This window comes from Slackia sp. (assembly GCF_977041755.1).
Window position 1 is genome coordinate 46,240 of the sequence record NZ_CDRRGL010000004.1, and the last position, 12,199, is coordinate 58,438.

At 60.1% G+C, this 12,199-nt stretch carries 11 protein-coding genes; all 11 read left to right on the forward strand.

Annotated elements, in window-relative coordinates; translation table 11 throughout:
• Window positions 1-219: 219 nt before the first annotated feature.
• The gene (locus ACWI8T_RS01005) at window positions 220-1,149 is read left to right on the forward strand and encodes a hypothetical protein (RefSeq protein WP_449137600.1); all 930 of its coding nucleotides are present in this window, start codon (window positions 220-222) and stop codon (window positions 1,147-1,149) included.
• An 89-nt stretch (window positions 1,150-1,238) separates the two neighbouring features.
• The gene (locus ACWI8T_RS01010) at window positions 1,239-3,134 is read left to right on the forward strand and encodes a protein kinase domain-containing protein (protein ID WP_449137601.1); all 1,896 of its coding nucleotides are present in this window, start codon (window positions 1,239-1,241) and stop codon (window positions 3,132-3,134) included.
• Window positions 3,127-4,071, forward strand: a complete 945-nt coding sequence (locus tag ACWI8T_RS01015; protein WP_449137602.1) for an FHA domain-containing protein — start codon at window positions 3,127-3,129, stop codon at window positions 4,069-4,071. The genes ACWI8T_RS01010 and ACWI8T_RS01015 overlap by 8 nt, the downstream gene beginning before the upstream one ends.
• Before the next feature lie 219 nt (window positions 4,072-4,290).
• Complete coding sequence (gene serS, locus ACWI8T_RS01020) at window positions 4,291-5,574, forward strand: serine--tRNA ligase (protein WP_449137603.1); 1,284 nt, start codon at window positions 4,291-4,293, stop codon at window positions 5,572-5,574.
• Window positions 5,575-5,592: 18 nt separating this feature from the next.
• Entirely contained in the window at window positions 5,593-6,462 is an 870-nt protein-coding gene (locus ACWI8T_RS01025; RefSeq protein ID WP_449137604.1) for a hypothetical protein, read from the forward strand.
• 28 nt (window positions 6,463-6,490) lie between these two features.
• A complete protein-coding gene (locus ACWI8T_RS01030; protein WP_449137605.1) occupies window positions 6,491-7,633 on the forward strand; it encodes a hypothetical protein in 1,143 nt (380 codons plus the stop codon).
• A 71-nt stretch (window positions 7,634-7,704) separates the two neighbouring features.
• A complete protein-coding gene (locus tag ACWI8T_RS01035) occupies window positions 7,705-8,100 on the forward strand; it encodes a cyanophycin synthetase family protein (protein WP_449137606.1) in 396 nt (131 codons plus the stop codon).
• A gap of 276 nt (window positions 8,101-8,376) precedes the next feature.
• Window positions 8,377-8,991: a YtxH domain-containing protein gene (locus tag ACWI8T_RS01040; protein ID WP_449137607.1), complete on the forward strand. Its 615-nt coding sequence runs from the start codon at window positions 8,377-8,379 to the stop codon at window positions 8,989-8,991.
• Between the two features lie 76 nt (window positions 8,992-9,067).
• Complete coding sequence (locus ACWI8T_RS01045) at window positions 9,068-10,261, forward strand: PRC-barrel domain-containing protein (protein WP_449137608.1); 1,194 nt, start codon at window positions 9,068-9,070, stop codon at window positions 10,259-10,261.
• A gap of 182 nt (window positions 10,262-10,443) precedes the next feature.
• The gene (locus ACWI8T_RS01050; RefSeq protein WP_449137610.1) at window positions 10,444-11,340 is read left to right on the forward strand and encodes a TVP38/TMEM64 family protein; all 897 of its coding nucleotides are present in this window, start codon (window positions 10,444-10,446) and stop codon (window positions 11,338-11,340) included.
• A gap of 108 nt (window positions 11,341-11,448) precedes the next feature.
• Window positions 11,449-12,199, forward strand: a 751-nt coding sequence (locus tag ACWI8T_RS01055) for an exodeoxyribonuclease III (RefSeq protein WP_449137609.1), incomplete at its 3' end; no start/stop codon positions are given.

The window sequence follows — 12,199 nt, forward strand, 5'->3', positions numbered from 1 at the left end:
TGCGGGCCGTTTTGCGCGGGCGCGTTTGCGTTTTCGCCGGGGGCTTGGCGGATGGCTTGGCGAGCCCGTGCGCGGTCGCGTTCGTGCGCTTCGGCGGTCGGTTGCCAGCGGATTAAGGGGGCCGTTAACGAGCGTGCGCCCGAAGACTGCGGGGCTTTGCGGTACTATAAGCGGTCATTGGTGAAGCAAATGCGTCGCGAAGGGAAAGGTTGGCGGGTTTTGAAGAGACTGGGCGGTGAGATTGAGGTATCGAACCCCCGCAAGCGGGTGAAGCTTGCGCCGGCCGCCGCGTCGCTCGTGACATTTTCTTTTGCGCTTTTGCTTTCAAGTTCTCTGTTGTATGCGGCGCTCTTCCCTGGCTTTTCCATGCCGAGTTCGTATGCGTCTTTTCATGCTGAGAAGAGCAACGCCGCATCGCCTGAGGGCATTATTCGCGCGCTCGTCGGTGGTGGCTCGAGCGAGGTTTCTTCCGTTGACGGGAATGGGCCCTCTTCCGACGTTTCGGCCTCTTCTGCGCTTACGTTCTCGAGTTTTTTCGCTTCCGCGATTCAATCGACCGAGGCGACCGTCTCGAAGACTGAATCCGTCAAAACACAAAACCCTTCATCGGGCAATCTCTCTTCGGGTGGGGCGTCGGGCGGCTCTGACCAATCGGGCCCGTCGGGCGGAAGCCCTGCTGGCTCAGAAGATTCGGACGGCGCTGCTAGCGGATCGGGTGGCGCCGCGCCGGCGTCGGGCCTTACGGCCGCCGAAGAAAATGAATTTCACGCGTTTCTCGTTGATCGGTTCAATCAATGCGTGCAGCTTTCTGGCAGCCTGCGCGAGTCTTCGGGGCATTTGCAACACGATGCCGACTTGGGCGATTTCGGGGATGCCGCGCAATGGTATTCCGAAATGCTTATTTACGACAACTCAATTGACTCCATGAAGGTAGAACTCAACAGAAAGATTCCCGTGGCCGAGCGTTCTCGCTATGGCAATTTTTGGAGCGAGATTCAGTGCATGGTGAACGATTTGGGCACCATGTCGGCCGCGCTCGTGAATCAGTGGGGAATCGCAAAGCAGTCGGGCTCGGCGAGCGCTGTGGACACCTCTGCGACCTATGCGAGTTACCGCGCGCATGAAGATAGGGCGAGGAGCTTGGCATGAGTGGTTGGCTTTCGGGGCCGCGCGGTTCGCGGCCATTGGGGCATTCTGCGATCGATGGGGGCGGTGACCCTTTCAGCGGCGCTCGGGTAGTGAGCGTTGCGCACTTCGAACCAGCTGCCGGCATGCAGGGCGAAGCGCTCGATTCGTACAAGCGCCGTTTCGGCACGCTCTTCGTCGACGAATCTACGCGCCGTCGCGGCGGCATTGGGTCGGTCGTGCGCGCGACCAATGTGCTTGGCGAGCAGTTCGCGCTGAAAACGCTCGTTATACCCGAGCGCGATGAGCGTGCGAGCGATGCTGAATACGAACGGTATGAAGCAGGTTTGAAAACCGCGTTTCGTCAGGAATTCGAGTGCCACAAGGCAGTTTCGGGCCTCAAGGGATTTCCTCATTTGTATGGGATGGGCGAGGTCGTGGGCACGCCTGCCATCGTTATGGAATGGGTGTGCGGCGAAACGCTCGTGCATGTATGCGACGCCCTTGCGGTTGACGGGGCTGGCCGCATGTCTACGCTTGTGGCTGCCCAAATCGGCCGCGACGTGTTTGATCTGCTCGCACACCTTGATTTCCTTGAAGGTGGCTTTGTCCATCGCGACATCTCGCTCGCCAATGTGATGGTTCGCACGTCTCGCCTTTCTCTTGCCGAACAGGTTGAGGAAGGCTTTTTCGACGTGTGCCTTATCGATTTCGGGTCGTCGACGCCGGAGGAGATGCAGGGCTCGTCGTTTACGAGAGTCAGCTCTCTTACTCGCAAGGCGACGGCCGATTTTGCGCCGCCCGAGATGCTTACGGAGGATATCGCGGGAATCGATGCGCTGCGCAAATCGCCCAAGATCGATGTGTATGCGACGGCGAGCGTGATATACCGGCTCGCTTGCGGGCGTGCGCCGTTTGACTTGGAGGCGGAAACCGCACGGCCCGCGGCAGGTTCGGGCGATGCGGCCGATTCGGGAAGCGAAAAAGGCTCGGGAAAAGATGCCGAAGCATCGAACCGTGCGTTCTCTCCGTATCGCGTAAAAACCGAAACCGCTCCTGCCCACCCCGTGTTCGCGCATGCTGCGGCGGCCGATATCGCCGCTGTGGTTCTTTGCGAGCCGGAAGTGGACAAGGCTCTTCGTCGCGCGTGCTCGAATGCAGCGCAAGCCCCGAGCGCCGACGAAGTGCGCGATGTGCTTGCATTCGTCGACGACCAGCTCGCCTCTGTGCTTTTGGCGTGCCTTTCCGCCGATCAGGGGGCGCGTCCCACGGCGCATGAGGCTTTCAATGCGTTTTCGGCGTTTTGCGGCCACTATTTGGAAAACGTTGTGCTTTCGTTTCAGGGCGAGCCGCTGATCCCATGCACGTTCGATGGCTCGGGCGCGGGGTCGATGCGCGATATGTTTGCCGCGCGATTGGCAGTGCGCATTGGCGCGTGGGCGGCTTCGGCGGCAGTGCTCGTGGTTGTGGCCGCGTCGGCGGCGTATTCGGCGAGCGGCATGGAGGTGGGCATCCTTTTGCCTGGCCTGCAATGGCAAGGGGTGCTTGAGCCTTGGATGGTCGCCCTCGCGCTGGTCGCGCCCGCAGTGCTCGGGGTTGTTTTTCGCGGTCCGAGCCTGCATTCGCGAGCCGGCTTCATTCGGGCGAGCTTCGGTGTTGCGGCGGCGAGCGTGGTCGAGGGCTTCATTTTGTCGAATGCGGCGGTGGCTCCGTCGAGCGCGCATGCGAGTTTGGCGGCAGCCCTTTTTGCGGCCGCTGCCGCGGCATGGTGTCCGTTTGTGGCCGATTTTGCGTTGGCGGTGGTATACGGCCCCGCTCGTAAGAAAATGCGGGGAGCCTTGCCGGTGGGTACGGCACCTCGAGGCGAGTTTGGCGCTGCGGCAGCGGCGCTGGAAGAGCCCCAAGGCGATAGGGCGTGCGAAGATGCTTCGGACGAGCAGGAAGAACCGGCCGAGCAGGAAGATTCGGTTTTAGAAGACCCAAGGAAGGAAGGTGACCAGAGTGAATAACAACCCTACGCCCTGCGGCGCCCTGTTTGACGTGATGAAAAAGCACGCCAGCATCAGCTACAAAGAGCTCGCGGGCCTTATTCTGTCGAATCGCCCTCTTTCGGATGGCCGGAGCCCCATAAGCCGCGTCGGCGACAGAACGTGGATCTCGCGCTTCATCGTGCATGCGCCGGCGGGCTCGCTGCAGGAGCGTTATTTCTGCGACTATGGCGTGGCGGCGCTTCGCGTCATGGCGCGCCTTCGTTCTCGCACCAATCGTTCCATGCGGGGGCGTGATGTGCTTATCATGCTTCGCGACCAGGGAATTCCCGAAATGGCGGCAGCTCTTTCGCGCATTGGCGAAGATGCGAGCGTCTTGCGCAACGTGTTCGACCGCCTGGTGTGCGGGTCGGGCTATTCCGAAGACGAGCGGGCCGACGTGGCCATGGTGCTGTTCATCTCGGCCGGTTGCATGGGAAGCGCTCGCAAGGCGGCCGCGTTTGCGCTTGAGTATGCGCAAACCTCGCACGGTGGCAGGCTCGCGGCCACGCCTGCCGTTATGATGCGCGACGATGAAGCCGAAGACGTGCGTGAAATAGAGCCGCTTCCTTTGTCGCTCGGCCTTCTTCGCGTCGTCGATGGCTACGTGAAGGGCTCGCCCCACTGGGTCGACCCCGGCAGCAAAGAGATTGAAATTGGCGCGCTTGCCTTGGGCGATGGCGATATCGCCGACGTGGGGGCGGGCGCTTCGGCCCACCACGCGCGTCTCGTGCGTGAAGGCGCGGCGTGGTTTGTGCGCGACCTTGGGTCCACGAACGGCACGGAAATCGTGAGCGGCGCCACGGGCGAGCGCTCGGTTGTGCATGAAGGCGCGATGTCGCGGCTGAGCGCGGGCGACCGCCTTGTGCTCGGGGACGATACGGTGTTCATCGTTATAGAGGGCGTGCCGGGAGCGTAAAACGAATAAACAGAGGGATACTGCGTCTGGCGCCTTATGGCTGGTTCAGCCCTTTCTTGTGCAACCTTCGCGCAGGCGGGGCGGCGCGTGGCTTGAAGCGTGCGCGTTTGGGCTATACTTTGGCGATATGTTTCTATTGCCCCTCGCGATGCGCGCGGGGCTCAAAGCCACCGAAGGCGGCGCGCCGCGCGTCGCAGTCACTTGAAGGAGTGCCAGGCCATGCTTGATATTCGCTATGTTCGCGATAACCAGGAAGCCGTTGCCCAGGCAATGGCGAACCGCAATTTCCCGTGGGATGCCGAGCTGTTCGCATCGCTCGATGAACAGCGTCGCGAGGCTATTTCCGCCGAGGAAAGCCTGCAGGCCGAGCGCAATGCCGCTTCTAAGGAAATCGGCAAGCTCATGGGCGCTGGCAAAAAGGAAGAGGCCGAAGCTGCCAAGGAGCAGGTTCGCCAGATCAACGAAAAGCTCGCCGAGGCAAGCGCCAAGCGCGAAGAAGTCGACGCCAAGCTCAATGACATTTTGGTGGGCTCGCCGAACATTCCGTGCGACGCCACTCCAGTGGGCAAAGACGAAAGCGAAAACCCCGAGCGCCGTCGCTGGGGCACGCCGCGCGAGTTCGATTTCGATTTCAAGCCCCATTGGGATCTTGGCACCGACCTGGACATTCTCGATTTCGATCGTGGCAATAAGCTTTCGGGCAGCCGTTTCACGGTGCTCGGCGGCGCAGGCGCTCGTCTCGAGCGTGCGCTCATCAACTACTTCCTCGATACGCACACGTCCCGCGGTTTCAAAGAGTGGTGGCCGCCTATCGTCGTGAAGCGTCAGACCATGTTCGGCACGGGCCAGCTTCCCAAATTCGAAGACGACGCATATCACGTTTCCGGCGACAACTTCCTTATTCCTACCGCCGAAGTCGTGCTTACCAACCTGCATGCGGGCGAAGTGCTCGATGCTGCCGATTTGCCGAAGTGGTACACCGCGTTCACGCCGTGCTTCCGCGAAGAGGCTGGCTCGGCTGGCCGCGACACGCGTGGCATCATTCGCCAGCATCAGTTCGACAAGGTCGAGATGGTGAAGTTCGCCACGCCCGAAGATTCCGATGCCCAGCTCGAGAGCATGACCGCCGAAGCCGAATACCTGCTGCAGCAGCTCGAGCTGCCCTACCGCGTTATTTCTCTGTGCACGGGCGACCTGGGCTTTTCCGCACGCCAGACCTACGACGTCGAGGTGTGGCTGCCCAGCTACAACGCATACAAAGAGATTTCCAGCTGCTCGAACTGCGGCGACTTCCAGGCGCGTCGCGCGAACATCAAGTATCGCGACCCCGCGAACTTCAAGGGCACGCGCTACGTTCATACGCTGAACGGATCCGGCCTGCCTGCGGGCCGCACGATGGCTGCCATTTTGGAAAACTACCAGCAGGCCGACGGCTCCATCAGGGTGCCTGACGTGCTCGTTCCCTACATGGGCGGCATGGAATACATCAAGGCTGAAGCGTAAAAACGCAAAGGCGCACGAATGACCGAACCTCTTCGCGACGATACACGGGGCGCTGCGGCGCCCCCACCGCCCCCTCCGCCGAAATATGCGCCGGAGTCGTCGAGCCCTGCGCCCGATGAGGAACTCCAGCAGGAAAGCGGAAGCGCGCGGGGCTCAGCTGCATCGCGGGCAAAGCTCAAGGGCACGGGAAAGGCTCACGGCGGCAAACGCGTGGTTACCGCCTCTACTGTCGTGGCCCTGGTTGCCGCATGCATCGTTGTTGCCGCCTTGATTTTCGCGTTGTGGGCGATCGGTTTTGCGCAGAAGTCTCCCCTCGACACCCGTCTGGGCGATGCGTCGTCGCAAAATTCGTCGAGCGCGCGTTCGTCTTCGTCTGACGATGCCGCGAAAAACGACGAGTCGAAGCGAGCGACGGCCGATGTGCAGCAGGCTCTCAATGCGCTCGCCGCCGATGAAGATAGCCAGTTCCTCGATTGCGTACAGGAATTCGTGGACGCATACGATTCCGTCGTTGACGAGAGGAGCTACTCGCTCGCCGATTTGGATATCGACGCCTCCGATTTGGCTCCGCGTTTGCGCTCGGAGTTCGAATGCAAGGTTGTCCAAGCTGATGTATACAACGGCATGGCTTGGGTCGACGTCGATGTGACCTCGAAAAACATAGCGAGCGCAGTTGATTCGTTCGCTCGCGAGGTGGCGGGCGATGCCTTGTCGTATGACGACGAGGATGCTTATCGCGCACATTTGAAAGAAGCGCTGCTCGATTCGATCGACAAGCAAAAGCCGCGCACGGTGCGCGTGCTGCTCACGCTCGAGCAGGGCGATGATGGGTGGCAGGTTTCGCAAAGCGACGTGGAATCGCTGCTCGGTTCGGCATGGGGTTCATAGTGAAATTCAAGAAAGGGCTGCAGTAGGAATGGTCAAGTCTCGTTCGAACGACTCTCATGCACGCCCTTCCGTGCGCCAGTCTGTTCCGCAGCCCGCAAAAGAATTTCTTGAACCAGCCGATTCGTTTGACCTGGGAGACGATGCCTCCAGCGCCGAGGCGGCTGCGGGAGAGTGGCTTGGCCGCAAGGCCGCGGCGAAATCGCGCAAGAAAAAATCGCTGAAAGAAAAAACCGCCCGCGGGTCGGCCGTGGCCGCGGCGACGAAGGAATCGGCGCCCGCGCAGAAAGTTCCTGTCGCGCAGGAAACGGCGTTTTCGCCGAGTGTGGCCGAGTCGGGCCGTGCCGGCGCGTCGGCCTCGTCTGGCGCAGATGCCCCCTCGAATTCCGCATTGGATGAGACGTGCTCCCCTGATGCAGGCTCGTCGTCGCGCAATCGCCCCTCGCGCAGGGGAGCGGTGGCAAAGCCCCACTCTTCGGAGCACCGCAACCGCATTCTTAAAATCATCGCCGTATGCTTTGCGGCAGTGCTTGTCGCATGCGCTGCCGTGGCTGCATTCTGGGCATGGGATACGTGGCTTCGCTTTGACGATTCGGCCGATATCCAGGGCGAATGGCTTACCGCCAACGGCACCGCGCTCGTGGTTATCGATGCCGAAGCAATCCATATGCCCGATTCGGTCGATTTCAAATACACCCTGGATACGAAGAGCAAAACGATTTCTTATACGTTCGTCGATCTTACGGGCGGCGGCTCATACGAGTTCTCGCGAGACCGTGCGACGCTCACTATCACCGAGTCCGACGGGTCCCAAACGGTGTTCCAGAAATACTCCGACTCAACCGATGGGGAGCCTCGCGTGCTTTCGGCCGATGAAGCGGCGGCTCTTATGAATGCTGGCCAAGGCCAGGAAGGCGCCAGCGCTCAGGATTCTGGCGATTCAAGCGAAGCCTCGGGCGAAGCATCGGCCGAAACTTCCGGTGAAGCAGCTGGCGATTCAGCCGCTCGAACCGAAACGACCGATGAGTCGGCGTCCTCTGCGTCTTCGGCTCCTGCGTTAGATGAAGAGGAAAGCGCCAAAATCGCCGAAGCGCTTAACTCGAGCTCGGGCGATTTGTCTCCCGGATCGAATGCCGTGCAGCCTGGCGCGATGGGCGCGGCTGCAGGAGCGTAGCCTTGTTTTCCCAACGAAAATCGCTTGAATCCACTCAAGCGCCGCCGGTTTTTCAGTGGGCGTGCCGAATCGTGGCTATCGAGGTTCTGCCCGACCGCATGGTTGCTCATGTGGAAGTATCCGATGAGCGATTCTGCTTTGCTACGCCGGCGCTTATCGCCGACCTTTTGCCGCGCTTTCCGAATATCCTGTCGCACACGTGCGTGAATGAGCGTGGCGAAACGTTTATGAGCGTGGCCGCAAACACGTCGATTCCCCATGTGCTCGAGCATTTGGTTATTGACGAGCAGGCTCGGCTTGATGAATCGCCCAGCAAGGTGGTGTTTGTCGGCAAAACCGCGTGGTCGAATCGCTCCGAGCGCAAAGCGTGCGTGCAGGTGAGTTATGCCGACGAGCATGTTGCTCGCCAGGCGCTCGCCGTCGCGCAGCGCGGGCTGAACGACGCCTTGCTCGCGCGAGCTCGTTAGGCGGGCGTTCCGGCACCGGCGCTTTGTGCGCATCGCCTGGCCCGATTCCCGATCGTTTTGAGTAAGCTCGGAAATCGCCCGAGGCTCTTGCGCTCGCGGCGGGCATGGGTCGCCGGCAGCTCTGCGTACTGTGCGAATTCTCGTTTTCGGCGCTTCGGTCTTTCGCTTCAACATAACGGCAACGCTCGCGTTCGTGCGGGCGTTTTCTCTTATAATGACCCCAATAACGATAACAACGTCGTTGCGTGGCGGCGGCGCGTACTCGAGGAGGCAAATATGAACAACAAACTCGGTATGTTCCTGGTGGGCGGATTGATCGGCGCGGGAGTCGCATTGTTCTACGCTCCTCGCACGGGCGTTGAGACGCGCGCGATGGTGGCCGATAAGGCCCAGGCAATGTGGGGCCAGGCTCAAGGCTTGGGCGCACAGGTCGCGGTTGATGCTCAGCAGTTCTACGGCAATGCCGCTCAAAATGCCCAGCAGGCCTACGGCACCGCAGCCGCAAACGCGCAGGCTGCTTACACGAACGTCGCCGCTTCTGCTCAGCAGGCGTACACCAATGTCGCTCAGGGCGCCCAGCAGGCGTATGTAACCGCGTCCGATCGCGGCAAGCAGGCCGCCGACGCTATCGCCCAGGGCGCTCAGGTCGTTGCGGGCCGCGCGCATGAGGCGGCCGAGGGCGTGAAGCCCGTATTCGCCGAAAAGAACGACGAGCTGCGCGCGAAGATTGACGCCGCCCGCGAGCGCATTGCCGCCCAGGTGGCGAAAAACGCCGAGCAAGCATCCGCGAATGCCGAGCAGGTCGCAGACGAACTTCAGGCAGAAGCCGCTGTTGAGCAGGCCGTCGAGCAAGTCGAAGAGGCCGCAGAAGAAGAGCAGAAGGCAGAATAACGCCGCAGCTACAGGTACAGCACAATGAAGGGTCGGCCTTGCGCCGGCCCTTTTCGCGAACGGAAGGGAAGCCGACATGGCTCGTAAGAAGCTGGTGACAAGCCACGATATTCGAAAGCTCCGCGTTGTGGGCGGCAAGAAGGGAACGAAGCGCATCGGCAAGGTGAAATCGTGCGTGTTCCACCCGACCGAGCGACGCTGCATTGGTTTTATAGTGAAGCGTCCCGATTTGCTGTGGATGTTCCACCGCAAAGACATTTTCGTGGCGCTCGACGGGTTCGACTTCGTTGACGGCCGCATTCGCATCAAACCTGATGCGCCCACTTCGGGCCATGCGGTATGTCGAGCCATGGGGCTCGATTGGGATAAGTGCGTTCTGTGGGAAGGCCTGCCGATCATGACCGCCGACGAAACGGCGGTCGGCTTCGTGAGCAACATCACGTTCGATATCGAAACGGGCCAGGTCGAAGCCGTAGAGGCGAGCAACGGTGCTACGGCGAAGCTTCTTCTGGGAACGCTTGAGGTGCCGGCGAGCTGTATTGCGGGCTTTAAGCATGGCATGGGTGCCGATTTGGCCGTGAAGGAAGATTCGCGCGAAGCGGGCGAAGAGGTCGTGTTCAAGGGCGCGATTTTGGTTTCCGACAACGTGTGGGAACTTTCTCCCGAAGGCGGTTGGGCCGAGGCGGCTGGCAAATTCACGGCGAAGGCCGGAGCTCGCGCGCGGGAAACGGCCGCCGCCGCCAAGGAAGCGGCTGATGCCGCAAAGCCCAAGGTTGAGGCCGCGACGGCTGCTGCGGGCGCTGCGGTGAAAGAGGGCGCCGAAGGCGTTGGTCGCCAAGTGAGCGCGACTAAAGACGCGTTTGGCGCATTCAAGGAAGAGTTCAACAAGGCTGCTGCGGGCGAAGAGACCGAAGTGGGCGAAGAGGTCGCCGAGCGCGAATCGAAAACCAAGGGCATGTTTGCCGCCTTCAAAGAAGAATTTGATAAGGCCAAGGCCGGCGACGAAGATCTTGAGGAAGACGTCGAGGAAGAGTACGACGAAGCGGTCGACATCGAGGGCGAGGCGCTTGCCGAAGCGGCCGACGACGAGGGTGAATACGAAGAGCCCGATGACGACGAGTACGAAGACGAAGACGATGGCGAGTATGAAGACGAAGGCGAAGACGATGACGAAGATGCCGACGAGGAGCCTTCTCGCAAAGATCCTGGCATAGGAGGTATGTTCGCCGCGTTCAAGAGCGAATTCGACAAGGCGGCGAAGGGCGAGTAGCCCAGTCGAACGAGTTCCGTTCTGGCGGCATTCGTCTTAATCCGCATCGATTGTTACGGCAACCTAACGAAATTACGGCAAGACGGTGGCATTCGGGTTTTTCGCCTGGCGCCACCGTCTTTTGCGTCACAATGGCGTCAATGCGTTTGGGTGAGGCGCTTTGATGAAACTAGGTGAACCAGATGGCGATGGATTCGTCGGGCATGACCGGCAAGATTGCTCTGAAAAAAGAAGAGTTTCAGGAAAAGCGCGAGGAGCTTCAGGAAAAGCGCGAAGAGCATCGCGAGAAATACGAAGCGAAAAAGGAAGCCTTTAACGAAAAGTACGAAGTTCCCGTTTCCGAGCGCCCCTCTCTTGCTCGCCTGACCAAGGCCGATATTTTCAAATTGGTAGGCCTGGGATTGTTCTTTGTGCTCATGGCGGGCGTGTGCGTGCTTATCGCGCCGTGGATTTCTGAACTTTCCGAGCCTGACGGTTTGCAGCGCGTGCTTGAAGATGTGCGCAACGCGGGCGTCGGCGGCGTGTTTATTTTGCTCGCCTTCCAGTTTCTGCAAATCGTGGTGGCGTTCATTCCCGGCGAAGTCGTGCAAATCGCGGCCGGCATGATGTATGGCCCATGGATTGGCGCCCTCGTCGTAATTGTGGGCGCCGTGATTTCGAGCGCCTTCATTTTCGCAATCGTGCATAAGCTCGGCGCGCCGTTCGTTCGCGCGATGATTCCCGAGAAGTGGATGAACAAGCTTGAACGCTTCGAGAATTCTGAAAAGCTCGATGTTATGGTGTTCATCCTGTTTCTCATTCCTGGTTTGCCGAAAGACGTGTTCACCTACCTGGTTCCGCTTACGAATATGAGCATGCGCAACTTTGTGGTGCTCGCGAATGTCGGGCGCATCCCCGGCGTGCTCATTAGCACGCTTGGCGCCGATAGACTTATCGAAGGAGATTACGGCCAAAGCGCCATTCTGTTCGGCATCGCGGCGGTTATCGGAATTCTTGCGATTTGGCAGCACGACCGCATTCTGCATATCGCGGCAAAGCTTGGGCTTTCCAAAAAGAAGGGCACTGAGCAGGAGAAATAAACGAATTCGGAAGATGCGTGGCGCGGTGTGCCGCGCACGGCCGGACTGCTACACTTGACGGGCTGGGTTATCCGGCCCGTTTTTCGTTTTTGAAGAGGAGTGCGCGTCATGCGTTTGGTTTCATGGAATGTGAATGGCCTGCGAGCTGCGGTGAAGAAGGGTTTCGAGGACTCAGTGCTCGATTTGGACGCCGATGCGATTTGTCTTCAAGAGACGAAATTGCAAGAGGGTCAGATCGATCTTGATCTTCCTGGCTACCTGCAGTTTTGGAGCTATGCCGAGAAGAAGGGCTATTCAGGCACCGCGATTTTTACGCGCCGCGAACCGCTGCGCGCGCTTCATGGTTTGGGAGTGCCCGAGCTTGATACCGAAGGGCGCATTGTGGCGTTGGAGTTCCCTGAGTTTTGGCTCGTTGATGTCTACACGCCGAACGCGCAAGATGGCTTGGCCCGCATAGACCATCGCATGGCCTGGGATGATGCGTTTCGTGATTTCTGCAAGGGGCTTGAGGCCGGCGTGATTCCTGCGGGCGTGCCTGTGCAAGCTCAGGCGGCAGGCGAGGGGCATGTGTGCGTCGCCGAGCTTCCGCGAACGGGGGCCGGTGAAGTCGCGCATCCGAAGCCCGTTGTCATGTGCGGTGACTTCAATGTGGCGCATGAGGAAATCGACTTGAAGAATCCCAAGACGAACCGCGGCAATGCGGGCTTTTCCGATGAGGAGCGCGGTAAGTTCACCGATTTGCTTGATGCGGGGTTTGTGGATACGTTCCGCACGCTGCATCCCGATGTGGAGGGCGCGTATTCGTGGTGGAGCTATCGCTTCAATGCGCGCAAGAACAATGCGGGTTGGCGCATTGACT